The following is a 26,330-nucleotide window of genomic DNA, read 5'->3' as shown; positions in this document are numbered from 1 at the left end:
TATCAGGGTGCCGCGCCAGAAAAAGTCCAAATCCGGTTCAGTGCGAAATTCCAGACCAGCGCGCCGCCAGTAACCAAAAATTGCGCCCACAGATAAAACAAGCCAGCCTGTTCATGCAATACCCATAACATGCCCCCATTCAGAAGAAGTCCCGTAGTGGCCACGATCATGAAACGTGGCAAGGCCTGAGCGTGTGCGCGTGATGATCGAAACGTCAGGCGGCGGTTCAACGCATAATTGAAAATAGCGCTGGTCGCAAATCCGATGCTGCTGGCAGCCACGGCACTGGCCCAGTTCGTCTGTACCAGAATGATCAGAATAAGATACTGCAAACCGGTAGCGAAGCCGCCCACCAACAGGAACCGGAAAAATTGAGCGCCGATAGTCATGAGGCAGTGCGGTCACCCATGGAAGTTGCCATCGCGCCGATCATGACGCAAAGCACCCATAGCATCGGTACATGATATTTCCCGGCGCTTTCAAAGACACTATGAATCACGAATAGATATAGCCAGAACCAAATGGGTGACATGGCCAACCGCGGTAGCGCAACAAGGCGCTTCGCCGCAACGAGCGAGAATGCACATAAGGCGCCCCATACTGCCAGCCACCAGACATTCGCCATAACCTTCAACAAGCCGTAAATGCGAGCGTCACTGCTTGCCTTGCCCACCTTAAGCGTATTGTAGACGCCAACGGCATCATCCCCCATGAACCTGACTTGTTTCTCCACGGCCAACCAGGCGAACGCCATGGGATTCTGTTGAATCCATTCGATCGCCAGACGCTTGCCGGTTTTGTCCTGTTCGATTTCACGCAGGCCGGATAATTCTACTTCGCCACGCAGCGTATAGCCGCCAGTTGCCATGGGATTGTTGGCACGATAGAAATTGTCACCGCCATTTGTCGAAACAAGAACGAAACGATCGAATAGCTGGTAGTTGCGCCAAGTCCAAGGCGAAACCACCAAAGCAGCCCCCAAACACAACAGTATTCCGGCACTCATTCCGGAACGCAGTGGCCGGATCATGACCATCAGAAAAATGCCACACACAAACGGCAAGAATTGCAGAGATGGTTGAACGAGGATCGCCGCACCCAGAGTGATACCTGCAATCAACGCCTGCCAATGACCGGATCTTTGGCTAATCGACAGAAGGATGAAAGAGGCAGTCCAGGGCAGGAGTGCCAGAACAAGCATTTCCTTCTCGGGCGTGCCGCTGCTAAAGACGAGGTTCGGCCATAGGGCAAACAAGGTCGCCGCGAATTTGCCGGAAATTGTCCCTGCGATGCATTGGCCGAGATGGTAGGTTCCGGTAAAGCCAATGAAGTAGAGGGCCAGGTTCGATACCAGATAGGCTACATTATTGCTCTCGAAGAGGGCAAGAAAACCCGAAAGAAACAATGGATAGCCAACGGGCCAGTATGCACGTGTGCCTGCAATCTCATATGAACCGCCACTTTGAAGGCGCTCGCCAAGCATGAGATATATCTGACCATCAGAACCCGGATCTGCAGGAAACAAGGCAATCCAGATGAGTCGGAGTGCAAGTCCGGTAACAGCAATTACCCAGAGCGGGACAGAACCGAGCCGTTGGCAAGCCCAAGACAGGAAATCAACAATGGTATGACGCAGCAGCCAAACGACGAGAGAAGCAAGAACCCCAACCGCCAATGCAGCTATGGCCATGACGCTTTCACTTCCCACGCCGCCAAACCGAATCATTTGTAACGAGGTGGAGGTAACAGCCAGGAATCCAAGCAGAATTACCACACACCCGAGCCATGGGCCGGCAAAAAATTTTTGATCGATCGAAGCAGAATTACTTAACAACTGGATCCTGCCATTGTCCGGCACGTATCAATTTGTCTTTTAACCCGGGAAACTGTGCGCCGAGTGCGTATGCTTTGTGTGCTGCCTTTAGCGCTTCTGGATATCGCTTGAGGTCCGTATAGGCCAAGCCCAAGTTGTAGTAAAGGGAGGGGCTTTCCTCACCCAATTCCTCGGCCTTGTCAAATTGCGTCAGCGCTTGTTCGACTTTGCCCAACTTAGTCAGATGAATTCCATAGATCACCCGCACCATTGCATCATCAGGTTTGAAATTGATGGCCTCCTGGAAATAGCAAAGCACGCTGCCACCCAATCCTTCCGGTCGATCTGTTTTATCCAGGAAACCAAGTCGCGAAAGCGCAAGCAGCGCCCGTGGATGATTTGGAAATACTCTCAGCGTATAGCCAATTTCGCCGCCGGGAACCATGATGTAGTGCCCGTTAGGTGAACGGGTATTTTTTCGTAAAGCTTCCACGTTTGCATGAAAATGTGGCCCTTCGACAAGGTCACGCTCGTCTTTAGTGGCAGTACGGTAGTCAAATGGTCCGTAACTATGCTTTATGGGGGGGCACCATACAAACCCGCCTTCCGTTGCATGCGCCACAGAAACTGCTAGTACAGCGATAAAACACACAAAAATGAACTTGAAGCACATCTGCTTAAGTATTTTCATGCTGTTGAGAAATAAATAACTCATCATCCAATTCACAGTAGGCTGCCCAGATATTTAATCCATGTCTTTGTTGAGTAGGGCTTGATCCGCAAGGCATGCCAAAATGATTGGCGTGCGATAGCAGAATTACCGGCAGCCATATGCTGCAAGCCATGATTGAAATACGCACGAAATTGCCTCCATTCGAGTTGATCCTCATCAGCACGAGTGCCATTCGGGCTGTCAAGACCATATGATTCAATCATTCTTTCGCGCAACATTGCTTCATGATTGATCCGATCCGTGCGCTGAGATGTTTGTTGGGGATGGACACGATAAAGTGCCAAAGGTTGCAGTAATCGCAAGTACTGAAAGTGTCGGGATGCACGTATGGCCAGATCCCAGTCATCTGCAGGCGGAAGCGTAATATCGAACAAGCCAATCTTGTCAAAAACATCACGGCGAAACATTGCTGTTGTCAGCAGAATCCAGTTGGTTTGCAATAGAACATGGTAAACCCACCCCGATCTCTCCCGATCAATCTTTGAAATATCAATTTCACGATCCGGGAATACTGGCGGATGGTGCGGATCCCAACGAATAAAGTCACTATAAACAATACTGAATGATGGGTTTGCCTCTAATGCTCGGACTTGGCTGCTCAATTTATTTGGATGCCAATAGTCGTCATGATCAAGGAAGGCGATCAGTTGCCCCTTTGCCTGTTGTATTCCTGTATTTCTGGCTGCGGCAATACCTGCATTGGCTTGGCGTATCAGAATAATACGCGGGTCAATACCTTGAACCAATTGCGCAGTATTATCGCTGGAGCCATCGTCAACAACAATAAGTTCCCAGAAAGGGTAGTCTTGGCTTACTACGCTGGATATCGTTTCAAGAATAAAACTGCGGCTATTGTATGCGGGCAGTATTATCGAAACAAATGATGAACGGTGCTCTTTCATTGCTGCATATGCTGCTTCAAATTATTCCTTCATTCGAAAGCATCGACTGAAAATGGTGCTGGAAAATTTCGAAAGAATGCTGGCGTATCATTTCCTCACGGCCACGATGTCCATTTAACAGCCTATTTTGATCGTCCTGAAGCAAATACGCAATTTGTTTGTCAAAGCGCTGTAACGATGACTCGTCGAGACCTTCTCCAGGAATCTCGCCGCTGTAATAAACGAAATCGGCAATCTCAATATCCGGCTTACAGCATGAAAGAATACACTTCCCATAGGACAAGGCTTCGAGGAAACTTACTGGTTCCGCTTCGTGAACGCTGGTATTCAGTAAGGCCCAACAGGAGCGTAGTAACCGATCTTTTCCCTCCCCATCGACATGACCAAGAAGTTTCAGATTGGGCAGGTGCCGATACTGTGTTAGCCACGTCTCCATCAACTCGGTATTGTGTACATAGCCTGCGACGAAAAAATCGATCTCTGGATGGCGACGAGCCAGTTCAAAAGCGATCCATGGACGCTTGACTGCATCCAGTCGGCCCAGATAGAGCAATGAGGGGCGTTCAGTTTGCTCAATGCTATCCAAAATCGGGATATCGATTGGTGTCGGCAGGTAATAGGCGTTACTCAGATTGACACCGTAAGTGCGCTCTGCACGTAGCACCAGTGATCGTGCTTTTACGGCAAAGATGATTTTTCTGGGTATATTTCGCTGCAACGCATAGAGGCGTTTGATCGAAAGCTCTTTTTTGTGTGCCAGCGCGACGAGTTCGGCGGGAGCCTCCACGCCTCGAAACCTCAGTTCATCCGGAACAGCGGCAATTTTTTCCCATTCTTTCCGATCGCGCGGATCCCGCACCCAGATAATCAGGGGCGTGTCTGGTAATGCATGAGCGGGCACCTCATAGCTTGGATGCCAGTCAATGGACATGATGACGCGGGGAAGCAAGTCATGCAACAGGCTGGCATAGCCACCTAATGTAGCCGCTGATGGCGGGTTTTCGTAAGGTCTCATGACAACAGGTACGCCATGGTATTCCCTGCATAACGATTGCTGGATGCTTGTTACTGCCGTAGGGTAGGCAAGCGCACACCTAAGTCCAGAAGGATATTTATTCAGATGGTCCGATACGTTTTTCGCCGCTCTCCCGAATCCTCCATAGCCACGCAAATCCGGATGAAAGAACTCTTCGCAAATTAAGATCAGATGCTGCACACCAAGTGCTGTACCTGCCTCTATAGATAACTGATGACTATTTTGTGCCAATAGTTTTAACTGTCGATATCTTTGACGTTCCCAGTGCTGTTGTTTGGCCTTGGTGAATAACTGCCGAAAATAGTTTGCCAAGTCCATAGTGTGACAAAACCAATTATGTTATCCGCGCGAAGCATAGAGATAGTCGCGTGTCCAATCCCGTTGGTCGCAGGGGTTTCGGTATGAAACCGCGTATCCGTAGCTTCTCAACATTTGATCAACCTCAGCTTTAGTGCGCGTCCAGCCATCGCCACCACGGTCTGCTAGAAAATCATGGCAACTGATCGCGAGCCGATGAATCTTGCTTGCTGCGCTGCCTATACCTCGTACACCTTGCCTTTCTGCACCTTCTATGTTCATTGAAAGAAAATCTACACGGTCAACGTGATACTCTGTAAGAATTTCTTCAAGCGATTTAGCTTGAACCTCGATGCCTCCAGGTGCATTGATCTGATTCAACATGTGATCGACATCATCAGTGATGTGCAGTAACTCGCTTCGGTCACTGATTGCCACCTTGATAGGCGTTACGTTTATTAGATGGCTCGCATCAATCCGGCGTTTAAGCCACAAGTAGGTTTTTGGATGGGCTTCAATTAAGAATACATGCCCATCGGGTCCAACCAATCGCGATAATAAGTTTGCCTCCCAGCCAGCACCTGCGCCAACGTGAACAACGACATCGCCTGCTTTGGGTTGATATAGGTGAAAGTAGGCTTCAATAGCTACTGCTTCTTTATCTCGATAGTGAGATGCGTCAGGGTTGTGTAATGGAATGACTGCATCCGCGTAGTGCATGAGCCAATAGCCATCCTTGTGCCAACGCACGGAAAGCGGGCTACGATGAAGCCACCAGTAGTTCGCCGATATTAATGCCCCGAGGATTGATCGCCCACCAGGACGATTCAACAATCGCTTAATGGCCTCATACCATAGCATGACGATATCTCCTCAGATTAATTCTGTGTTCATGATACAAGACAGATGTTTGACGAAGCTTTCGAAGGTGTGGTTGCGTAACATCTCGTCCCTGCCGCTTTGCCCTCTGTGTAGCCGTTCCTGGGTGCCCTGAAGGCAAAGATTAATTTGTTGGCTATAGCTCTGCAGGGCATGCTCATCAAGCCCTTCGCCCAATATTTCGCCTGTATAGTAACCAAAATTCGATACCGCATTGTCCGGGTCATGGCAAGCAATCACACACTTAGCATAAGAAAATGCCTCAAGAAAGCTGACCGGCTCAGCCTCGTGAACACTCGTGTTCAGCAATGCCCAACAGGTTCGCAGCAACCGGTCTTTCGCTTCACCATCGACGTGACCAAGCAATTTCAGGTTGGGTAGATGCTGGTAGCGCGCAAGCCAAGGCGCCATCAGCTCCGCGTTGTTTGCCTGCCCGGCAATCAGAAAGTCGACGTCGGGATGGCGGCGGGCCAGTTCGAATGCAATCCATGGGCGCTTGACGGCATCCAGCCTGCCCAGATAGAGCAAGGACGGCCGCTCGGTCTGTTCGACAGTATCGAGAGGGGGTATGTCGATCGGGTTCGGCAACCAGTGCGCATTTATCGGGCCAATGCCGTAGGTGCGCTCCGCGCGTGGTATCAACGAGCGGGCGGTCGTGGCAAAAGCAATTTTCCTTGGCAATTTGCGCTGTAATGCAAACAGACGCTTGATCGATTGCTCTTTTTCATGAGTCAGCGCAACGAGATCGGCTGCAGATGCCACACCTCGAAAGCGCAATTCATCGGGTACGGCTGCAATCCTTTCCCACTCCTCCCTGTCGCGTGGGTCGTGAATCCAGACGATCAGAGGGGTGTCGGGCAAGGCGTGTATGGGAACTTCATAACTTGGATACCAGTCAATGGACAACATGAGTCGTGGCTGTAACTCGACCAACAGATCTGCATAACGATTCAGGGTGGCTTCGCTTGGCGGATTTTCGTAAGGTCGCATAACGACCGGGGCGCCATGGTATTCCCTGCATTCAGGGGTTTGGATAGTAGTTACCGCGGGTGGATATGCAACTCCACCTTTCAGTTCATGACTGGGTGAATCCAGGTTATCCGTAATGTTCTTTACCGTTTTCCCGAATCCTCCAAAGCCCCTTAATTCGGGATGAAAGAACTCCTCGCAAAGAAAAATCAGATGCGGTGACCTAGTCACACATGCCCGCGAAGCTGATTGATAGCGTGTTTTTGCCCAGTGCTGCAGTTGCTGGTGCCTTTGGCGATCCCAACGGCAGTGCTGGATATTATTGGCGATTTCCTGAAAACGGCCCACTAGGTTCATGGGGATACCTTTGTATGAGTAGCATCAATGGGGTGAAGCAGATGTCTAGCGTTGCTCCATAGATCAATCAACTGGTGTGTGCATTCACGACGATCAAATTCACAGGTGACAGCTTCCCTGCCCGCTGCTCTGAATTGCTCAAGCAGCGAAGGGTTGTCGTGAATACGACAGAAAGCGTTGGCAAGATCATTCACGTTTTCAGGTTCGACCAGCAAACCACTAACGCCATCAATTATCAATTCGGGGATGCCAGTAATGCGGGTAGCAATCGTTGGCGTGCCTAGTGCCAAGGCTTCCATGCAGGCGACCGGTAGCCCTTCGGAGCGGGAGGGCAGGACGAAGACATGGGACTCGGCATGCATATTTCTAACGAATGCCTCTGGCTGAGCACCGTGAAAATGGACACGCTTTTCAATCCCCAATTTTCTGGACAATGCCTGCAGTTCTTCCAGCATCGGTCCCCCGCCGATGATGTCGAGTTGAAACAGGATACCTCGTTTTTCCACTTCAGCCAGAGCATGCAGCAGCACATCCTGTCCTTTTTCAGGGTATAGACGGCCGACGTTGAGCAGGCGAATTACTTGATGGGTTTTCAGCGGTGCATGCTCGGTGTATGCGAATCGATCCAGGTCGATGCCGCAATGAACGATTACAATGTCGTTGGTTGCAAGACCATAGGTATCGCACATGTATTTCCGGTTGTATTCGCTGATGGTTACAACTGCATTGGCTTGGTTAAATAGTTTCGAGGCTTGATCAATACCTAATGGATTTTCAAAAATATCGTATCGATGAGTCGTTACACCATAGGGAATCCCGCTCCAGGCAGACATCGCGGCAGCATACTGGAAATTGATATCGGCATAGTGCGCATGTAGAAAGTCGATTTTTTTCTGCTGGCACCACCATGCCGGAGCCAATGCCTGGAAATAGCACCAGCGTGCGGGGTGCCGGATGACCATGAGAAGCGTGCGCAGCGTTCGAACGGGTGAAACGACCGACCACCGTACTAGGAAAGCGAGCATGACAAGCATGCTAACAGGTTCAATCAGCCGAACCTGTGCCTTTTCAAGGAGGGTTTGGGCAGAAGGATGAATGATTGACTTGTTGCCTGCAAATAAATGCAATATACAAACCTTGATATCGCAAGCAAGTAACGAGACCGCTTCATCAGCGATAAAGGTTTCACTTGGCTCGGGGAAAGATCGTAGGACATAAGCGACCGTCTTGATCATGTATTTCTTCTTCCCAGGATCGATGACTTGAAATCTCTCAGGCGGAGCAACTCAAAATACATATCATGTTTCAAAATACTTATAGCGATTAACCAGGAGATTGCAGCCAGTAATCCTACAATGACTAACGAAACCGGTGAATTGAGTTGATTGGCATGGCAAACTTCTTGCGCCACAAACTGTGCAGCGACACAGACTACGGCGACAACCAGACTCTTGCCTGAACCGGCAAACAACTGGCTGATCCGACAGTTCATCAAACGCGGCAACAGTTTCAGATAGATGGACACGGAAACCAGGCTTGAAAGACCAAATGCGGCCGCAATAGCAACGGGTCCCCAGTGACTGGCAATCAACACAGCAATGATGTGCACCGGTGCGCTAATGAGTGTGAGTTTGAGGCGTTTTTTGACATGACCTGTTGCAGCAAGGAAGCTAGGTCCCAGGGTGGTGAGATTCCCAGGTAATCTGGTCAGCGCTAACACGCTGGCAATGGGTGCTGCAAACGCCCACTGGTGTCCGAACAGTACCGAGATGATGTCGTTGGCCATCAAGGCCACGTAGCCATAAAAGGGCCAGGCAATGACAGTAATCATGGCAGTGCTGGTCGCGTAGCGGGCGTGCAGATCGCCCCCAACGCGATGGTCGCTCGCAAAAATCGGGGTTGTTACTCTCAGGATCGCAGATGTGAAGTTTGTATAGAACAACTCAAGCAGGCCGAGTGCCCGGCTGAACAGGCCAACCGTTTCAAACCCCAGTTTCTTAGCTATGATGAACTCATGCGAATTATTGCTGATGGTTTCTATGACGCGCGAGGCAACATACATGCTGCCGTAGCGGAGGACCGATCTGGCCTCCTTGAGATTGGGCATGACAAACGAATCGCGCGGTCGCAGAAAGGCCAGAATGACGTTCTGACATGAAATGTTAACGACGGTGCCCCAGGCCAAGCTCATGAAACCGTGCCCAAGATAGGCTAGGGAGACCGAGGTAATCGCGCTTGCCAAGCCACTGATTGTCTGGACCGCATAGACCTTCCGAAATGCCAATTCGCGGTTGAGCAACGCAAAAGCTGGTGATCCAAAGGGCAATATGAAGAAATTGATGCACAATACAGCCAGTACTTCGCTGACGCCCGGTTCTGCATAATAGTTGGCGATTGCTGTACGGCAAAGCAGGATACCTGCGGCGATAGACCAAGCCGTAATCATGGCCAAAGCCATGGCCGCCTGCAGCTTTTCACGTGTCAGTTGCTTTTCCTGAATCAGATATTCGCTGATGCCGAAATCGCGCAGGATGCTTGCAACTGCCGCAACAGCGGCGCAGAGCGAAAACACGCCGACCTGTGCAGGCGTGAGCAAGCGTGCCAGGATCATCGTGCTGGCGACAGTCGCAATCAAGCTGGTATAGCGCTCAGCAAAGGACCAGAGCAGCGCCCCGCGAATGGATAGCCTATTACCTTCTTCCATTGCGAGTCACTCCCTTGGTTGGTGTTGAATGCACATTGCAATGCTTGGCAAATGGGTTATTGCCGCACAAGGCGCTTTGCAAGCATCAATAGCATTTTGCTGCTGGGCGGAACCTCTCTGTAAAAACGCCGGATCAATGGCCAATCAACAGGCTTGCGATGGCGCAGCCGATGGATAGCATCCTGCAGCATCAATACATGCAATTCGGTTATCCGGTGCCATAGCACGTTGCGCGTATCCGGCGCTTTTGCGTAGCGGTTGAAAACGGTGTAGCGGAAGCGCGCTTCGTCGAGAATCCGCTTTGCCAGTCCGTCCGTCCCCCAGCCACTGCCGTACCACATATTGATGCCACTTCCGCAACGAACTTCTGGCTGTGTTGAAAAAACAAACTTGGCACCATGCTGAATCAGATCCATCCAGTAGAGATAGTCGCCTCCCCCATGCCGATGGGCCATCGGGAAGCGGGCTGCCCCCAAAACCTTGGCATCGATGACCAAAGAGGGCATGAATATGATGTTGGCGGCCGAAATCTGGTGAATCATATCGCCATGATATTCGCGTAGCGTCGGGTCACCTATCACGATGGGGTGATCTGCGGGTCGTACCCGTTTGGCTTTTTCGAATTCCGCAATGTTGTCGCCCAAGTGATAGAGGTTGGCAAAATAGGCTGTGTAACCGGACGAGAGCGCTTTGATGGCTCGGGGAATATGTTCACCGATCCATTCATCGTCTGAATCAAGGTAGGCAACCAGGTCTGTATCCGGTTCCAGATTTTCGAGTCCTGTATTTCTCGCTTCATTAGGTCCGGAATTTTCCTTACGGATGACTTTGACGCGCAAACCGTCGGGAACCGGGTGAGCAACCAATTCACCTTCGGCGGATACCGGCGAACCATCATCAATAACGATGACATAGAGAGCTTCAGTGGGGTAGCCTTGGTTACTGATGGAAAGCAAGGAGCGCGCGAGTATGCCGCTTTCTCTTTGAAAGAACGGGATGATGACGGCTATCTTGGGCGTAGTCATGACAGAGAGGCGGAGACCATACTTTGGTCTTGTTTAGGCTTTGTGCGCCACTGATGGATTTGAGCCAGTACCTGCCAGCGGAAAATATTTGCGTGATATAGGGTGCGCGCGTTATGCGTCCAGCGCGTGTGCCATTCCAGGATCTTGCCGTAGAACTCGATGCGGCGTAGGTTGCGGGCTTCGAAAATCTGCTTGAATTGCTCGTAGCGCTGCAGCGTTGAGGGGGAGAGGGACTTGTAGGTTTCGTCGTAGGCGGTCTTGAGAATGACGATGGTGTCACCGGCCTGAACACAGAGATCCATCGCTACAGTTTTGTCATCGAATCGGTAGCGGTAGATGCGGCCCCTGCCTTCGGCGCAGAAGGTTTCCAGCATCTTGCGGTAAAAGCGCCCCTGAGCATTATCCGGATGGATAGCGGTGCGGCCTTCTGCTTTCCAGCCCGCATTTTCGAGAATGCCGTAATCGGACATCGCTGCGGCAATTTGCTCTGGTTGGACGATGCATTCAAGTGTTGCGGCGACCCCATCGGTTTCGAGCTTGGTGCGCTGCTTCCGAACGTTGGTACGCAGGTTTTTGCCACGGGCGTTCCAGTAAGTGTCGAAATCACCTTCGACATCTACCCAGGCCGTGTCGATGTAGTCGAGCGTATTCGTACCCACTGTAGCGGGTGGGCGAGTTACAAGGTTAGGGTCAATCTGGGTAATACCCACCCCGAGGGCAAAACCCGGCAAAGCCTTGATCAGTGACTGTGTCAGCGCGATCAGGTCGCAACCTGGCTGCGCAATCCATGGCCCAAGTGGGAGTTGCGATGGCTGGAATGTTTGCCAGATGCCTAGGCGAGCACGACACAAAATAGTGGCAGCCTGTATGTTTGTTCCAGTCCCTGAAATAGCCAGAATTTCGTTGCCGCTAGCGAATTCATCGAGGAGCGGTTGCAGGAAACCACTTTCGAGAAAAGGAACCGGGATAACCTTTGCGATCAGGTCATCCCAAACGTTGTGAAAATCTGGAAAGCGTGAGATGGGGTAGATTTGCCAGATCATTGATCGTCGTGTGAGTGTTTCATGCTGTTGAACAGGAGACTGCATTGAGCATTATAGCCAGCAAGGTTGCTCGTTCATGACGAGATGCTTGCCTCAGCATGTTGGTGGGAATGGGAGGTATCTGCCCACTACGGGCCTGCTGTAGAAATATCGCGAGTCGATCGGTAATGGCCGACGGTGAGTCGAGGGGTGCAATGTTATTGAGCCCAAACTTACGCATAGCTTCAGCCGTATCGCCTGCCGAATCGGTCAATGCGAGGATCGGCCTACCAGCACGGATATACTCGTAGAACTTGGCGGGAATCTGGTCGTTGCAGCCATCCGATTGCAGTACAAGAAGTCCGTCAGCCCTGATCATTTCGGCCAGAGCATCCTGATAGGGAACAGAAGGGAAAATTTCCACCAACTGTTCCAGTTGCAATTTTACAATTTGTTCTTTCAAGAACGCATCGTGGACCGGGGCCCGAAAGCGCAGGCGAAAGCTGGCGGGGTCAATTCTGCCGACGTCAAGGAGTTGCCGAATTGCTTGCAGCAGGTGAATCGGGTTGCGCCATTCCGGATAGACGATGCCGCTGTGAAGTAGAGTAAAGGCTCCAGGATTCAGTGGGGTATTGGTCAGATTGGTTTCGGCGGCAACAAAGTCGGCTTCGTCGTAGCCGTTTTCGATGACACGAATGCGGTCGGCTGCCCGTGGATAGCGCTTACGGTAAAGCTGGGCAGCACCTTCAGTTGCAAAGACACAGAGATTAGCGCGGGAAAAGACACGTTGCTCAACTTTCAGGAAACTCTGCCAGGCACGTTGATCAGGCGGGTAGCCTTCGTGTGCCATCGGATCGCGGAAATCGGCGACCCAAGGCAAGCCGCTCACTCGCGCGAGCCAATAACCAATCAGGTGTGCCGTTGCAATCGGATAGGTACTCCAGAGCACAGCCGGTTTGAGTTGGCAGATCATGGCAAGACCCGCAGGTATGGCGCCGAGCAGCCAAGTGACCCAGCGATCGGGAAGCGCCATGGAAAGCGGATAGCGGCCGAAAAACGCAAGATGGCGCGAGGTATCCAACGCAAAAGCGCGATGAACCTGAAGGCTGTCAGGCAAGCTACCCGGTTGCTCTGGTCTGGCTTGCTCGTAGGCACGAGGATGAGCGGATAGTATCGCAGGTTGCCAGCCTAGCGCAGGTAGAGCGCGAGCAAACCCCAGGGTGCGCTGGATGCCACTGCTACCGACCAATGGGGGAAAATGGTAGGCGATCATCATCACATTGCGTGGTGATGAACTCACCCCAAGAGCTCCCATAGATTGGCGACGATCAAATCAAGCTCTTCCTGACGCAAGTCCTGATGACAAACAAGTTGATATACATGATGGGACCAGGCTTTGCCCACGTCTCCGGGAATCACTGGCGTGCTATTCCACAAGCGGTCCCATCTAAAAATTGGGATACGACGTTCGCGCAGTATCAGGTATGCAGGATCAGGGTGTTCTACCCAAAGCGGGAATACGTAAGGCGCGCAATCGCGTGGCAATTGCCGCAGGAGCGGGCGAAAATGTGGCGAATTTGAAAGCGCCTCGGCCAAATATGCGTAGTTGTGGCGACGGTTGGAAACAATTCGTTGCCTTGCCGCATGGAGTGCAATCCATTGGCACGCGTAAGCCATCTGTGTATCTGCTAAGCGTGGGTTGATTGCGCCAAGGCGTTCTTTTTCCTCCATAAAATTACGAACTGTTGGATCTTCAGGCGTGCCCGAAGTCCTTCTTAAACGTCGTTTCAAGGCGAACAAGCCATTCACGAAATAATTCAATCCTGGCATCGCTACAAAGCGCGCCCCCTCTTCAATGATGTCCAATGCAGCCTTGATCTGACTGATAGTGCTGTGCTGCTGCAGAGCTATGAATCCAGGGGTCGTATGGTTGCAAATGAGGCATCCGCCTTCAGACACAGGCAAAAACTTCGTTAGGCTTGCGATAGCGAGGTCGCCCCACGCCCCGATATTGCGACTGCCAGCCTTTCCAAATAAGGCATGAGCGCAATCTTCGATTAGGGCGACTCCATTTTCATCGCACCATTGTCTCAATTTACCCATTGGCTGCGGCAGCCCAAAGAAGTGAGGCGCGATAATCGCCTTAGTGTCCGCTCTTGCGAGCTTCAATATTGAATCTACCGGAATATGGCCGCTAGAATCGATCGGGCAAAATATCGGTAAAGCGCCCAAGGCAACAATAGGCGCTACCATTGTTGGGCAATGGTAGGTCGGTACCAGTACAGAGGAAGCACTTGAGATATTGAGTGCTCTCAACGCCTGGAAAATCGACGCTCGCCCACTGGTCGTATATAAAACACATTTCGCATCCAGAACACTCGGCATAGCAGAGGCTTTTGTCCCGGAAAAGGTATCCCAACCGAAGACTGGCAGGCGAGGGATGGGACGATCAGGTTTGCTCAATTGCAGCATTTGGGGGTAACCACCACTTGGTAGCGCGTGTTAATTTCATCAACGCCATCGTAGCGAAGGAAACGGTAATAGAAATAAAGCAGCAATGCGTGATCAAAGCACAGGCGGGGTATGAGAGCCACTGCGCCCCCCTCCACCATTGGCCGTGGCGATAGCGTGTGACGGAAGGTGATGAAATACGCACCGGACAGAGCTGCAAGCACTATCTGAGAGGTGATGACTCTATATGACAAAAAAATCATTGCCCTATTTGGATCGCAACCACTGCTCAAGCATCGTCATGACCCAGACGAACTCACCGTAGAAGCCTGGATGGGACGGCAGGTGTTCGTTAAGCAGAGTGTGGACGAACTCTTGCCTGACGATGCCGCGGTCGCCGAGGCCGTGCAGCGAATCTCTGGCCAACTTGTTTAGGCCAGAGTGATTCACTGCCCAAGGACCGAAGGGTAGGCCGAAGCCATGCTTCTTCTTGGCAATGATCGCCTCGGGCAGAAAGTCGCGCAGCGCTTCCTTAAAGAACCAGCGCAATTTGAGGCCCTTGAGCTTGTAGGACGTCTGCAGCTTGAGCGAGAAGTCGACGACACGGTCGTCGAGAAATGGAAATCCCACGCCGACATTGGCGAGGGTGGCTGAACCAATCACTTTGGGCAAGTCGTTCTCAGCGAGCGTGTAGCGCCAGTCGTAGGCGAGCATCTTGTTGACCAGCGAGGCAGAATCTGGACAGGCGGCGTAGACGTCCCGCTGTTGGCGCTGCGGTTCGTCGATATCAATACTGGCAAGATAGTCGGGCGTGAAAATTTGGTCGAGGCCCAGCCTCATCAGTAGATTGTACGTCTGCATACGATCGGGCATCGGAACACGAGCCTGGCGCACATAGCTTGCACCTTTCTTGACTAGGGGGATGCGATCGAACAGTCCGGTGTCAATGATGGGCTCCATCACCCCCTTGCGCAGCAGGCTCGGCAGGCTGTCGTAGATACCGAATATGCGCTGCTTGGCGTAGCGAGTGTTGCCGCCGAACAACTCGTCACCGCCATCGCCGGCAAGCAATTTGTCGATGCCGTCCTGCTTCGCAAGGCGAGCGCAGTAGTAGGCCGGCACTGCCGACGAATTGCCGAAAGGCTGGTCGTAGCTGGCAGCAACCAAGGGTATGCCATTGACCAAGTCGTCTGGAGTAACGTAGTACTCGTGGTGATGGCTGCCGAAATGTCGTACAGCGATGCGCGCATATTCCATCTCGTCGTAGCCCGGCACATCGAAGCCGATCGAATAGGTCTCGGCCGGCTGACCAGTGACTTGAGCGACCATACCCGAAACTGTCGAACTGTCCGTGCCGCCGCTAAGGTAGCAGCCTGTACGATCAGGTTCGATACGACAGGCAATGGAGTTCTTCAGAATACCGAGGAACTCCTCGCGCAGGTCGGCAAACGATTCGCCTTGGCCTTCCTCGAACTGCGGCACCCAATACGGTCGGACAGTCAGCTTACCACCTTCAAATAGCGCGTAGTGTCCTGGCGGTAGCCGAAATACACCCTTGTATATGGTGCGCGGCGAGGGAATAGCGTGAAAGTAGAGATAGTCGAATATGGCCTGCGGATCGAGATTGCTTGCCCCTAGCCCGTCAGCACGTTGCGCGACGAGAAGTTCGCCGTTGACCACTCGATAGCAGAGTGTCTGAATGGCAAAACGGTCAATAGCGACGAAGCGCCCCCCTTCGCGCGTTTCCAGTACGACGGCGAAATCGCCAGCAACATGCGCAGGTGCCGCGGTACCATAGCGCGCATATGCCTCTTGCCAAGCAACAAGCGCACCATCACGTACTGCGAGCGCTGCTAGGGCGCCGTCCTTGAAGTGCGCAGTCCCCAAGGCGAGGCCTGATGCAGAAATCCGGAGCGATGTCTTATTCATAACGCATTAACCAATGAACAGTAGCATTTTCCACAGTTTCCCGCCAATACTGCGAAGAAAATGTATGATCGGCGCCCGCTGTGTCGTGGCGTGTCAAGCTACCGCTACAAAGAAAACCGCACCATACCTCGGAGTAAGCAGCATATTCGAGGAACTCCTTAGCAGTGTAATCGTTGCTGCTGAGAATTAGCAGCACTTGTCCGTTGAAGTTTTTCAGGCTTCGCTCCATGCGCTCTTGGAACACCGCTACCGGCTTGGCATTAACCTGTGTGGTAGCCAGACCAATCTTACTCGACAGTTCTGCCAACGCCCTGCCAATATTCAGGTGCCCGGACAGCAGTTTTTTCCAAAAATCAGCCTGAAAAAGCCGTTGGCCGTAGTAATGCTTGACATGCGTTTTGGCCAGACTGGCCTCGGAGCGGACCCAGGGATTCAGCAGAATCAGGCCGGCGACCCGCTGATCTGATGTCGCATCGAGATACAACAGCGACGCCGAAGCAGCATCACAAAGCCCCCAAAGCACGACCCGTTCAACGCCCGGAGAGCTTTCCAGAAAGGAATTGATCGCCGCTCCAATATCGACTGAAATATGCTCGAACCCCCTCAGATCACCGGTACTGTCGCCCATACCGCGATAGTCGAAGCGCATGACCGGATACCCCTGCGCGGCCAGCGCCCGGGATAACAGCAAAAATTGGCGATGGCTACCCACGCGATATTGGGGGCCACCGACCACGATGAGTACGCCGGTTTTGTTGGCCACTGCTGGTTGCGCAAGGATGCCAACCAGGCTTTCGCCAGAACACGAAAAGACGATGGCGGACTCAGAGTAGTTCATTGCCAGGATTCCACCGCCGCCAAGCTGGCCGCCAAAAGATTCGGTGCATCTTCAATTTCAGCGGTTTGCCAAAAGGCGGGGCCTTGAACAACCTGGCTGTTCACCTGCCAACCCAGTGATTGCCAATCAACAACCTTTCGCTGAGCAATCGGCGACAACTCCACCGACCCGCGAGTCGTGAGTTCCAGCAGTGCGATATTTCCCACGGCCAGTGTATCGAGTTGCATCTCGGCCGACTCAAGGCCCTGAGCAAGCGCAGGCGCCACAACATAACCGGCAACCTCAATCTTTTCGCCGGCGGACAATTGCTGGCGCAATGCCTCGGCAACCCCTTTTGCCTGACCAGATGCAATCTCGCTGGCCACTTTCAAACGAATGAATTGCGTCAAATATTGCTTTCCAGAAAAGGACGGTTGCCACAACAGCAAATTCACTTTTTCAGGCAGCACTTTCGCCGCCTCGACAGCCAATAGGCAACCCGTTCTCAACCCCCACAGCGTGATTGCTTGCTTGGTTCGCTGCCTTATCCAGTCGTAACCGAACTGGATATCATCGATCCAGTTCTGCCAACCAGCATCACCGAAATCCCCCGAGCTATCGCCGCAACCCAACAGGTCAATTTGCAATACTTCGAACCCGGCCTTGCAGAATACTTGCGCCTGTAGGGCTGCCATCCGGCGGGATTTATTCATTTCCTCGGCGAAAGGGTGCACATAGAGAATTGCCCCTCGCGCATCACCACCGAGCGCCGGATAGTGCATACAGAAACGATGGCCAGCCGGGCCCTCAAGGAAAAATGGCCGCACTATTGCTACTCGCCTCAGACTGCCAATTTGCGATCAACAAACTCGACCAGCGAGCCAACCGTGGCGAACGTTGCGCCATCGATTTCATCATCATCGACCCCAAAACCGAATCGTCCCTCAAGCTGCGTCAGCAAAGCAACCACGGCCATCGAATCCAGTTCTGGAATGGCGCCGAGCAAGGGTGTGTCCAGAGAGAATGCGGCCGAACGGCCGTTTAGACTGAGGATTTCATCCAGCAATGACAATATTTCTTTTTCGGTATTCAAGCCAAGCTCCTACGACATCAGAATCAGAGGCTGAATTATAGGGGGAGAATGCCATTTCGACTGTGAGATACTACACAGCGTCATATCCTGCTTCATGCCAGACTCCCAACCCATGCAAGACTCGACACTTCTACCCGACCTGATTTCCTGTGCCGCAGGACGCGAAGCTTCCGCTCCTGCTTTGACCTATGGAAAGACTACCCTGAATTATGGCGAACTGCAGGCCTCGGTTTCCCGTTTCGCCAGCGGCCTGATCGGACTCGGCCTCGCGCGTGGCGAGCGTGTTGCCATCTACCTCGAAAAGCGTTTTGAGACAGTAATCGCCAGCTTTGGCGCTCCCGCCGCCGGTGGCGTTTTCGTACCGCTCAATCCGCTGCTCAAGCCGGACCAGGTGGGCTACATCATGCGCGACTGCAATGTCCGTGTCCTCGTAACCTCGTCCGAGCGCCTGGCGCTGCTGCGTCACACGCTACCTACCAGCCACGACCTGCGTCATGTCGTGGTAGTTGATGGCACCGAGCCGCTGCCGGATCTGGAAGGGTTGAACCTTTTACGCTGGAGCGTAGTGCTAGACGCTGCCCCAACCAATGGCCACCGCGTGATCGATACTGATGTTGTCGGGATTCTTTACACCTCGGGCAGCACTGGCAAGCCCAAGGGCGTCGTTCTTTCGCACCGCAACATGGTGGCCGGCGCCAAGAGTGTCTCAAGCTACCTGGAAAACCATGCCGGCGACACCCTGCTGGCAGCCCTGCCGCTCTCCTTCGACGCTGGTTTCAGTCAGCTGACCACGGCCTTTCATGTCGGCGCCCGAGTTGTGCTACTCAACTATTTGCTGCCCCGCGATGTAATCAAGGCGCTTGAACGAGAAAAAGTTACCGGTCTTACAGCCGTGCCCCCCCTTTATATCCAGCTAACACAGTTAAACTGGCCCGAAGGCATTGCCGAACACCTCCGTTATTTCGCCAATACCGGCGGCAGAATGCCTCGCGAGACACTGGAGGCCTTGCGTCGTCATTTGCCGCAGAGCAAGCCCTTCCTGATGTATGGCCTCACCGAGGCCTTCCGTTCGACGTTTCTAGCACCTTCCGAGGTCGACAAGCGACCAGATTCAATTGGTAAAGCTATTCCCAATGCAGAAATTTTGGTACTGCGTGAAGATGGTTCACCATGTGCACCGAACGAACCGGGGGAACTGGTGCATCGGGGCGCCCTGGTCGGCATGGGGTACTGGAATGATCCAGAAAAGACTGCTGAGCGCTACAAGCCGCTACCGGTTCATGCGCCGTGTCGCGAAGCCGGGCTGGTGCTGCCGGAGATCGCCGTCTTCTCTGGTGACACGGTACGCATGGACGAAGAAGGTTTCCTATATTTCATCGGCCGTCGCGACGAAATGATGAAGACCTCGGGCTATCGCGTCAGTCCAACCGAAGTTGAGGAAATTCTCTACGCCACGAAACTGATAGGTGAATGCGTTGCCTTTGGTGTTGATGACGACCGCCTTGGTCAATCCATTCAGGTTATAGCCACCCCTCCAGCCGGCGGAACCTTGAACGTTGATGCTTTGCTCACCGAATGCCGTATTCGCATGCCAGCCTATATGGTTCCCAGCGGAATTGATGTTCGCGACGGCCCTCTGCCACGCAACCCGAATGGAAAAATTGATCGAAAAATGTTGTCGACTGTGTGGGTCGAGCAGAAAAGTCTGTAAACCACTGTCTTAATTATCTCAAGAATGAGTACAACAACACCCCCTGTCCATACGACCATGAACCAGTTTTCCGCTGCCGGAAACGAACTTCTGGTCGGTGGCTTACCGCTATCTCGACTGGCCGAACGAGTCGGGCAAACCCCTTTCTACGCCTACGACCGCAAACTGCTGCGTACGCGGGTTGCCGAATTGCATACCGCGCTGCCTGCAAATGTCAAACTGCACTTTGCCATGAAGGCCAATCCGATGCCGGCTATCGTTGGCTTCATGGCCTGCCTTGTCGATGGTATCGACGTAGCTTCTGCAGGAGAGTTGAAAATTGCTCTGGATGCAGGGGCAGACCCACATGAAATCAGCTTCGCCGGCCCTGGCAAGCGGGACAATGAACTCCGCCAGGCAGTTGCGGCTGGTGTTTTGATCAACGTCGAATCATTTCGCGAAGTCGAGCTTTTGGCAGGCATTTCGCAAGCGCTTGGGCTACCGGCCCGGATTGCCGTACGCGTCAATCCGGACTTCGAGCTCAAAGGCTCCGGCATGAAAATGGGCGGCGGCCCCAAACAGTTCGGTGTCGATGCCGAACAGGTGCCTGAGCTGCTGACCAAAATCGGCGAACGGAATCTGGCCTTCGAAGGCTTCCACCTATTTGCCGGCTCGCAAAATCTGAAAGCCGAATCGATTTGCGAGGCACAGCAAAAATCCTACGACCTGGCGCTCACGCTCTCTCGCCATACTCCCTCACCGATCAGTTTCTTAAACCTCGGCGGCGGATTCGGGATTCCCTACTTCCCAGGTGAAAAGCAGCTCGATCTGACAAGCATTGGTCAGAACCTTGAACAACTTTCCCAGCGAGCCAGCGTCGATTTTCCCGGCGCCTCGCTGGTCATCGAACTCGGCCGCTACTTAGTCGGCGAGGCGGGCATTTATGTTTCCCGAGTGGTTGACCGCAAGGTTTCGCGCGGGCAGACTTTTCTCGTTGTCGATGGTGGCCTGAACCACCATCTTTCGGCCTCGGGCAACTTCGGTCAGGTCATCCGAAAAAACTATCCAGTCGCCATCGGCAATCGCATGAATGCCGGAATCACCGAAATCGCTTCCGTAGTCGGTCCGTTATGTACGCCGCTGGACATCCTGGCTGATCGCATGACTCTCGCAGTGGCCGAACCGGGTGATCTGGTCGTGGTATTCCAGTCCGGCGCCTACGGGGCTAGCGCCAGCCCACAACGTTTCCTTGGACACCCGGAAGTCAACGAAATATTAGTTTGACAACATGTTAGTTTTCCGAAGCAATCAGCCAGGCCTGCGACGAGGCTCACCGCAGCTTCCCGGCATCGCCTCCAATTCTCAAACTGGCTACAATGCGCCTGATGCATCTGTTCTATATCTCGTTGCGCACCAAGGGAAAAGCCCCGTATAGTGCGTTTCCACCAGTCAAGGGAGCGATTTATCACTATTTTTATAATCATTAACGAATCGAACTCAATTTATCTGAATTTTGGCTTTTCTTGCATTAGATGACGACTACTTCCAATGAAACTTGTTGCATTGGTAAGTAGTCTCTGTGAAATAGTGCACAAGCAAAATATGCCAGAGTCCATACTATTTGCATTGCGCCAAACAAAACCGAGTGAGACTCCACACAGGCGCAAGCTGACGGCTCGGCAACAAATGTACCAAGGGGATGCAGGGGTATCATGATCAGGCTGTTTAATCACTGGTTTACTTGGCGAAGTATCGTGGGGGTGCTGTTTGACTTTTCGTTCCTGATTGTCAGCCTTGTGATTACGCTGATGTGGGTCAACAGCGGTCTTCCGGTCAACCTGATGCAGGTTGTGCTTTATGCCATGCTGTTTGGCCTGGTGATGCTTGCGATCAACGCCCTGCTCGGGCTCTATCAACGCGCCTCGATCCGTCCCGTCACGGAAACCCGGGCCCGAGCGGTGCTATCCATCTACTTGTCCATCCCGATTGCCTACGCACTTTACGCACTGCTCCCCGTTACTGCGGTCAACCGGGATTTGATTCATCTTTCTGCGATGTCTGCCGTATTCGGCATGCTGGTAACCCGTGTAAGCGCTGCCCAAGCCCCTGCCGCGAAAATCCTGAGCAGACGTATTCTAGTATTCGGCACTGGACAACAGGCACTTGCTGTCAAGCGCGCGCTCAATCACTCCGACCCTTCCGCCGAGATCATTGGCTTCTTCCCTGGCAGCAATGAAGATAAGCCTTTGGTTTCACCTACCATGATACTCAGCTGCGACCGCTCATTGACGGATACAGCTCGCAACCTCAAAGTCGATGAAATCGTCGTGGCACTTAGCGAACGCCGTGGCGGCTCCATGCCCATGCGAGAACTGCTCGACTGCAAGTTGCAAGGCATCAAGGTTATGGATCTGGCCAGCCATTTCGAACAGACGCTTGGGCAGATACGCCTGGATTCGCTTTATGCGGGCTGGCTGATTTTTGGCGACGGTTTCGGTCAAGGCGCATTCCGCACAATCGTCAAACGTCTTTTCGATATTGTCTGCGCCAGCATCTTGATCATATTGGCATTGCCTATAATGCTGGTGGCAGCCATTCTAATCGTTCTGGAAGATGGCTTTCCTCTGCTTTACCGACAAGAACGCGTTGGCGTCAACGGAAGGCTGTTCAACGTCATCAAGTTTCGCAGTATGCGACGTGATGCCGAAAAAGATGGGAAACCGATCTGGGCACAAGCCCAGGACAACCGTGCAACACGCGTCGGGCATGTCATCCGCAAACTACGCATCGACGAACTACCACAACTATTCAGCGTTCTTAAGGGTGACATGAGCCTCGTTGGTCCCCGCCCGGAACGCCCATTTTTTGTCGATCAGTTGACCAAGGAAATCCCCTTTTACGCCGTACGTCACAGCGTCAAACCCGGCGTCACAGGCTGGGCTCAAGTCCGCTATCACTACGGTGCAACAGTTGAAGACTCTGCAGAAAAGCTGCAGTACGATCTGTATTACGTCAAGAACCACTCCCTGTTTCTGGACATGGTGGTTCTTTTCGAAACCGTGGGTGTCGTGCTGACAGGCAAGGGCGCCCATTAAACCTTTGTCACGCTCATTCGTGACCTGAAAAGTCCACTGCATGGAAATCACAAGTGCCTCCCTGATTACCTGGAGCTTTGGGCTTGCCACCTTAGGCTACCTGGCACTTTGGATATACCTGATCTCGTTCGGCGCCGATTGGCGATCGGGTTTGCGCACCCGGAGTATGGTTTCCGTTACCATCATGTCGACTTTGTGGGCTTTTGCCGGCTTGCTCTATGCCTACAGCGGAAAAACTCTGGTGCTAATCGCAGCATCGCTTGCCGATGTCACCAAATACGGAGTCTGGTACCTCTTCCTGGTAACGCTGCTTGCCCCAACCGACAAGCAGGAGGGCAAGCCATTACTCCCGTCCTGGCTACCTGCAATCTGCTGGACTTTGGTTTTTGCGGGTATCGGTCTTCATTTTTTAGTCACGCTTCGCCTCGTATCGACAGAGGAATGGCTACGCCTCCTGTTTTTCCACGGACTCGCCGAAGCAGTGATCGGCCTGGTGCTTGTCGAGCAGCTATTTCGCACAGTCTCCGAGGATTCTCGCTGGAACATCAAGCCGCTCTGCCTGGCCCTTTTCTTCCAATTCGCCTTTGACGTCTATCTATTTTCCGAAGCCATGATGTTTAGCCGCATCGACAGGGATGCATTGGCCGTCAGGGGGTTTGTCCATGCGATAACCATCCCGCTGCTCATGATGGCCACCGAGCGAGCCAGAGACTGGACATCAAAGATCCGTCTTTCACAGAAGGCTGCATTCCATTCGGCCACCCTCCTTCTTGCCGGGCTATACCTCCTTTTCACGGCTGGCGTTGGCTATTACGTGCGCTATTTCGGCGGTGAATGGGGTCGTGCCTTCCAGTTGGCCCTGATATTTGCAGGACTTCTTCTACTGGGCGTACTACTGGTTTCCGGATCGATGCGCGCCAGGATGAAAGTTCTGGTCGGCAAACATTTTTTCCGCTATCGCTATGACTATCGTGAAGAGTGGCTGCGCTTTACCCAGACGTTGACTGAGCAGGAATCGCCGCAAGCCTTGGGGCAACAGGTCATTCGAGGTCTGGCCAACATGGTCGAAAGTCCCGCCGGCACCCTTTGGCTTCGGGAAACCGGCAGTGCAATCTATCGACAAAATGCACGCTGGAATCTTCCGGAATGCATTAACGAAGAGGCGCAAGACTCGTCGCTCTGCCGATTTCTTTTCGCCAGTGGATGGGTCGTCAACCTTGAGGAATACCGCAGCTACCCGGCTCGCTACAACAATCTGGAGATTCCAGCATGGCTATCCGACCTGCCGAACGCATGGCTGATCGTTCCCTTGATGGCCGGGAACGAAATGCAGGGGTTCGTCATTCTGGGCAGTTCGCGCACCCCGATCAATGTCAATTGGGAAGTCAACGATCTGCTGCGCGCCGCTGGTTGCCAGGCAGCCAGTTATCTTGCACGGATGCAGGCCACCGAGGCTCTGCTTGAGGTGCGCAAATTCGATGCCTTCAACAAGATGTCCGCCTTCGTAGTTCACGACCTTAAGAATATCGTGACGCAACTTTCGCTGATGCTCAAAAATGCCGAGCGCCACAGCGACAACCCGGAATTCCAGCAGGACATGCTGATGACCGTCGACCACGCCGTCGAACGCATGCGCCAGCTCATGATGCAGTTGCGGGAAGGCGCTACTCCCCCGGGTGGCATCTGTGGTGTTAATCTTGCAGATGTCATCCAGCGCATTCAAAAGGACAAAATGAATCAGGGAAGGGCCATCGAAACATACGTACAGGATCGATTGATAGCTCGCGGCCACGAGGAGCGACTCGAAAGGGTCATCGGTCATCTCGTCCAAAATGCCATCGATGCCTCACCCTCAGGTGCTCGCGTGTGGGCTTTGCTCGAACGCCGTAATGACAAGGCTGCCATTGAAGTTGGCGACAATGGGCATGGGATGACTCAGGAGTTCATCCGCGACCGCCTCTTCAAGCCCTTCCAGAGCACCAAGGATGCAGGCATGGGAATAGGCGCCTACGAAAGTGCGCAATACATCCGAGAGTTGGGTGGCGACATGCAGGTCGATAGCGAACCGGGCAAAGGAACGCGCATTACCGTCACGCTCCCGCTTTTCGTCATTCGCACCGAATCCGATCTTCGCGAGCAGGAAGCCGCATGAGTACGGAAAAAACACGCTCCCTTCTCATTGTTGAAGACGATCTCGCGTTGCAAAAGCAACTCCGCTGGTCTTTTGACCAGTTTGAGACGTTGACCGCAGCAGACCGTGAAAGCGCACTGACACAAATACACCGTCACTGCCCTGCCGTCGTCACCATGGACCTGGGCCTGCCGCCGGATGCAGACTCCGTTTCAGAAGGTTTCCGGTTGCTGGAGCAGATTCTGGCCACCGCTCCCGACACCAAGGTCATCGTTCTCACCGGACAGAATGACAGAGCCAACGCGCTACGCGCGATTGCCCTTGGCGCCTATGATTTTTTTGCCAAGCCCTTCGAGCCGGAATTGCTCGCGCTGACCATTGATCGCGCCTTTCGACTCCATGATCTGCAGCAGGAAAATCGTCGACTGCTGGCAACTCAACATCCACCAGCACTGGCCGGCCTGCTAACGCGTGATGCCGGTATGCAAAAGATTTGCCGGACCATAGAAAAGGTAGCCAGCAGCAATGCAACAGTGCTGCTCCTCGGCGAAAGCGGAACCGGCAAGGAATTGCTGGCACGGGGCCTGCATGAATCTTCGCCGCGCAGCAATGAGCGTTTTGTGGCCATCAATTGCGCCGCCATTCCGGATAATCTGCTGGAAAGTGAGCTTTTCGGCTACGAGAAGGGCGCGTTTACGGGCGCGGCAAAAACGACCCCCGGAAAAATCGAAACCGCCAATGGCGGCACTTTGATGCTCGATGAAATCGGCGACCTACCCATGCCGCTTCAGGCTAAGCTGTTACGTTTTCTTCAGGAGCGCGTCATTGAACGCCTCGGTGGACGTGCCGAGATCCCGGTGGACGTACGCATTGTCTGCGCTACCCATCAGGATCTGAAAACACATATCAGCAATGGCACCTTCCGTGAGGATCTGTATTACCGGCTCGCAGAAATAGTTGTCCAGATTCCCCCATTACGCGAACGCAGGGGGGATCCTGCGCTTATGGCTCATGCCTTCGCGCACTGCTTCGCGAACGAGCAAAAGAGAGGCAGTATGACGCTCAGTGAGGAAGCCGTTCGGGCGATAGAGACTCATCGCTGGCCCGGCAATGTTCGCGAACTGGAAAATTGCATCAAGCGCGCAGTAATCATGGCTGATGGATCCCGCATTACCCTTGAAGACATCGGCCTGGAGACCGAAGATTCTGGCGAGGTCGAATTCATCGATCTGCGCAGAGTACGTGATGAAGCCGAGCGTCAAGCCATTGTCACTGCACTTGGCCGCGCCAACGGAAATCTCCTGCGAACCTCCGAAATACTAGGCATCAGCCGGCCGACCTTGTACGACCTGATGCATCGCCTTGGCCTGAAGTAACCCGTTTCCAG

General features: G+C 53.0%; 22 protein-coding genes. 5 read left to right on the top strand and 17 right to left on the bottom strand.

Annotated elements, in window-relative coordinates; all coding sequences use genetic code 11:
- Positions 1-2: 2 nt before the first annotated feature.
- The 17 genes from KI610_RS10770 to KI610_RS10690 all read right to left on the bottom strand — a co-directional run bounded on the left by KI610_RS10770 (position 3) and on the right by KI610_RS10690 (position 18,027).
- Positions 3-389 (bottom strand): GtrA family protein, encoded by a 387-nt coding sequence (locus KI610_RS10770; RefSeq protein WP_226494977.1) that lies wholly within the window; start codon positions 387-389, stop codon positions 3-5.
- Positions 386-1,858 (bottom strand): ArnT family glycosyltransferase, encoded by a 1,473-nt coding sequence (locus tag KI610_RS10765; RefSeq protein WP_226494976.1) that lies wholly within the window; start codon positions 1,856-1,858, stop codon positions 386-388. The genes KI610_RS10770 and KI610_RS10765 overlap by 4 nt, the downstream gene beginning before the upstream one ends.
- The gene (locus tag KI610_RS10760) at positions 1,824-2,528 is read right to left on the bottom strand and encodes a tetratricopeptide repeat protein (protein ID WP_226494975.1); all 705 of its coding nucleotides are present in this window, start codon (positions 2,526-2,528) and stop codon (positions 1,824-1,826) included. Before KI610_RS10760 ends, KI610_RS10765 begins: the two co-directional genes overlap by 35 nt.
- Before the next feature lie 8 nt (positions 2,529-2,536).
- Positions 2,537-3,448, bottom strand: a complete 912-nt coding sequence (locus KI610_RS10755) for a glycosyltransferase (RefSeq protein WP_226494974.1) — start codon at positions 3,446-3,448, stop codon at positions 2,537-2,539.
- Positions 3,449-3,464: 16 nt separating this feature from the next.
- Entirely contained in the window at positions 3,465-4,802 is a 1,338-nt protein-coding gene (locus tag KI610_RS10750; RefSeq protein WP_226494973.1) for a glycosyltransferase, read from the bottom strand.
- Positions 4,803-4,823: 21 nt separating this feature from the next.
- Positions 4,824-5,642, bottom strand: coding sequence for an FkbM family methyltransferase (locus tag KI610_RS10745; protein ID WP_226494972.1), 819 nt, complete (start codon positions 5,640-5,642; stop codon positions 4,824-4,826).
- A 12-nt stretch (positions 5,643-5,654) separates the two neighbouring features.
- Positions 5,655-6,986, bottom strand: a complete 1,332-nt coding sequence (locus tag KI610_RS10740) for a glycosyltransferase family 4 protein (protein ID WP_226494971.1) — start codon at positions 6,984-6,986, stop codon at positions 5,655-5,657.
- Positions 6,983-8,221: a glycosyltransferase family 4 protein gene (locus tag KI610_RS10735; RefSeq protein ID WP_226494970.1), complete on the bottom strand. Its 1,239-nt coding sequence runs from the start codon at positions 8,219-8,221 to the stop codon at positions 6,983-6,985. Before KI610_RS10735 ends, KI610_RS10740 begins: the two co-directional genes overlap by 4 nt.
- Positions 8,218-9,690 (bottom strand): lipopolysaccharide biosynthesis protein, encoded by a 1,473-nt coding sequence (locus KI610_RS10730; RefSeq protein ID WP_226494969.1) that lies wholly within the window; start codon positions 9,688-9,690, stop codon positions 8,218-8,220. The genes KI610_RS10735 and KI610_RS10730 overlap by 4 nt, the downstream gene beginning before the upstream one ends.
- A 56-nt stretch (positions 9,691-9,746) precedes the next feature.
- Positions 9,747-10,715 (bottom strand): glycosyltransferase family 2 protein, encoded by a 969-nt coding sequence (locus KI610_RS10725; protein ID WP_226494968.1) that lies wholly within the window; start codon positions 10,713-10,715, stop codon positions 9,747-9,749.
- On the bottom strand, positions 10,712-11,758 hold the full coding sequence (locus KI610_RS10720; protein ID WP_226494967.1) for a GNAT family N-acetyltransferase: 1,047 nt from the start codon (positions 11,756-11,758) through the stop codon (positions 10,712-10,714). Before KI610_RS10720 ends, KI610_RS10725 begins: the two co-directional genes overlap by 4 nt.
- A gap of 19 nt (positions 11,759-11,777) precedes the next feature.
- Entirely contained in the window at positions 11,778-13,013 is a 1,236-nt protein-coding gene (locus KI610_RS10715; protein WP_226494966.1) for a glycosyltransferase, read from the bottom strand.
- A 20-nt stretch (positions 13,014-13,033) separates the two neighbouring features.
- The gene (locus KI610_RS10710; protein WP_226494965.1) at positions 13,034-14,209 is read right to left on the bottom strand and encodes a DegT/DnrJ/EryC1/StrS family aminotransferase; all 1,176 of its coding nucleotides are present in this window, start codon (positions 14,207-14,209) and stop codon (positions 13,034-13,036) included.
- A 246-nt stretch (positions 14,210-14,455) separates the two neighbouring features.
- Positions 14,456-16,117 (bottom strand): asparagine synthetase B family protein, encoded by a 1,662-nt coding sequence (locus tag KI610_RS10705; RefSeq protein ID WP_226494964.1) that lies wholly within the window; start codon positions 16,115-16,117, stop codon positions 14,456-14,458.
- Entirely contained in the window at positions 16,110-16,955 is an 846-nt protein-coding gene (locus KI610_RS10700) for a hydrolase 1, exosortase A system-associated (RefSeq protein WP_226494963.1), read from the bottom strand. The genes KI610_RS10705 and KI610_RS10700 overlap by 8 nt, the downstream gene beginning before the upstream one ends.
- Positions 16,952-17,716 carry a hydrolase 2, exosortase A system-associated gene (locus KI610_RS10695; protein ID WP_404827398.1) on the bottom strand — a complete coding sequence of 255 codons (765 nt, stop codon included), beginning with the start codon at positions 17,714-17,716 and terminating at the stop codon, positions 16,952-16,954. Before KI610_RS10695 ends, KI610_RS10700 begins: the two co-directional genes overlap by 4 nt.
- Before the next feature lie 59 nt (positions 17,717-17,775).
- Positions 17,776-18,027 (bottom strand): acyl carrier protein, encoded by a 252-nt coding sequence (locus KI610_RS10690; RefSeq protein ID WP_226494961.1) that lies wholly within the window; start codon positions 18,025-18,027, stop codon positions 17,776-17,778.
- Between the two features lie 112 nt (positions 18,028-18,139).
- On the opposite strand from KI610_RS10690, the gene KI610_RS10685 reads away from it, so the two are divergent.
- The 5 genes from KI610_RS10685 to prsR all read left to right on the top strand — a co-directional run bounded on the left by KI610_RS10685 (position 18,140) and on the right by prsR (position 26,319).
- Positions 18,140-19,738: an acyl-CoA ligase (AMP-forming), exosortase A system-associated gene (locus tag KI610_RS10685; RefSeq protein ID WP_226494960.1), complete on the top strand. Its 1,599-nt coding sequence runs from the start codon at positions 18,140-18,142 to the stop codon at positions 19,736-19,738.
- Between the two features lie 24 nt (positions 19,739-19,762).
- Positions 19,763-21,001 (top strand): pyridoxal-dependent decarboxylase, exosortase A system-associated, encoded by a 1,239-nt coding sequence (locus tag KI610_RS10680; protein ID WP_226494959.1) that lies wholly within the window; start codon positions 19,763-19,765, stop codon positions 20,999-21,001.
- Between the two features lie 428 nt (positions 21,002-21,429).
- Entirely contained in the window at positions 21,430-22,812 is a 1,383-nt protein-coding gene (locus KI610_RS10675) for a TIGR03013 family XrtA/PEP-CTERM system glycosyltransferase (RefSeq protein WP_226494958.1), read from the top strand.
- A 40-nt stretch (positions 22,813-22,852) separates the two neighbouring features.
- The gene (gene prsK, locus KI610_RS10670) at positions 22,853-24,964 is read left to right on the top strand and encodes an XrtA/PEP-CTERM system histidine kinase PrsK (RefSeq protein ID WP_226494957.1); all 2,112 of its coding nucleotides are present in this window, start codon (positions 22,853-22,855) and stop codon (positions 24,962-24,964) included.
- Positions 24,961-26,319 carry a PEP-CTERM-box response regulator transcription factor gene (prsR, locus tag KI610_RS10665; RefSeq protein ID WP_226494956.1) on the top strand — a complete coding sequence of 453 codons (1,359 nt, stop codon included), beginning with the start codon at positions 24,961-24,963 and terminating at the stop codon, positions 26,317-26,319. The genes prsK and prsR overlap by 4 nt, the downstream gene beginning before the upstream one ends.
- The last annotated feature ends 11 nt before the right edge of the window (positions 26,320-26,330 follow it).

Source organism: Ferribacterium limneticum, assembly GCF_020510565.1.
GTDB lineage: Bacteria > Pseudomonadota > Gammaproteobacteria > Burkholderiales > Rhodocyclaceae > Azonexus > Azonexus limneticus_B.
This window is presented reverse-complemented; position numbering and strand designations above follow the sequence as displayed.

Coding starts and splice junctions, on each gene's coding strand:
- KI610_RS10685 (WP_226494960.1), top strand. CDS start 18,140: ATGCAAGACTCGACACTTCTACCCGACCTGATTTCCTGTGCCGCAGGA.
- KI610_RS10705 (WP_226494964.1), bottom strand. CDS start 16,117: ATGAATAAGACATCGCTCCGGATTTCTGCATCAGGCCTCGCCTTGGGG.
- KI610_RS10675 (WP_226494958.1), top strand. CDS start 21,430: ATGATCAGGCTGTTTAATCACTGGTTTACTTGGCGAAGTATCGTGGGG.
- KI610_RS10700 (WP_226494963.1), bottom strand. CDS start 16,955: ATGAACTACTCTGAGTCCGCCATCGTCTTTTCGTGTTCTGGCGAAAGC.
- KI610_RS10745 (WP_226494972.1), bottom strand. CDS start 5,642: ATGCTATGGTATGAGGCCATTAAGCGATTGTTGAATCGTCCTGGTGGG.
- KI610_RS10735 (WP_226494970.1), bottom strand. CDS start 8,221: ATGATCAAGACGGTCGCTTATGTCCTACGATCTTTCCCCGAGCCAAGT.
- KI610_RS10680 (WP_226494959.1), top strand. CDS start 19,763: ATGAGTACAACAACACCCCCTGTCCATACGACCATGAACCAGTTTTCC.
- KI610_RS10730 (WP_226494969.1), bottom strand. CDS start 9,690: ATGGAAGAAGGTAATAGGCTATCCATTCGCGGGGCGCTGCTCTGGTCC.
- KI610_RS10695 (WP_404827398.1), bottom strand. CDS start 17,716: ATGCACTATCCGGCGCTCGGTGGTGATGCGCGAGGGGCAATTCTCTAT.
- prsK (WP_226494957.1), top strand. CDS start 22,853: ATGGAAATCACAAGTGCCTCCCTGATTACCTGGAGCTTTGGGCTTGCC.
- prsR (WP_226494956.1), top strand. CDS start 24,961: ATGAGTACGGAAAAAACACGCTCCCTTCTCATTGTTGAAGACGATCTC.
- KI610_RS10720 (WP_226494967.1), bottom strand. CDS start 11,758: ATGATCTGGCAAATCTACCCCATCTCACGCTTTCCAGATTTTCACAAC.
- KI610_RS10755 (WP_226494974.1), bottom strand. CDS start 3,448: ATGAAAGAGCACCGTTCATCATTTGTTTCGATAATACTGCCCGCATAC.
- KI610_RS10760 (WP_226494975.1), bottom strand. CDS start 2,528: ATGAGTTATTTATTTCTCAACAGCATGAAAATACTTAAGCAGATGTGC.
- KI610_RS10725 (WP_226494968.1), bottom strand. CDS start 10,715: ATGACTACGCCCAAGATAGCCGTCATCATCCCGTTCTTTCAAAGAGAA.
- KI610_RS10740 (WP_226494971.1), bottom strand. CDS start 6,986: ATGAACCTAGTGGGCCGTTTTCAGGAAATCGCCAATAATATCCAGCAC.
- KI610_RS10750 (WP_226494973.1), bottom strand. CDS start 4,802: ATGGACTTGGCAAACTATTTTCGGCAGTTATTCACCAAGGCCAAACAA.
- KI610_RS10770 (WP_226494977.1), bottom strand. CDS start 389: ATGACTATCGGCGCTCAATTTTTCCGGTTCCTGTTGGTGGGCGGCTTC.
- KI610_RS10710 (WP_226494965.1), bottom strand. CDS start 14,209: ATGCTGCAATTGAGCAAACCTGATCGTCCCATCCCTCGCCTGCCAGTC.
- KI610_RS10715 (WP_226494966.1), bottom strand. CDS start 13,013: ATGATGATCGCCTACCATTTTCCCCCATTGGTCGGTAGCAGTGGCATC.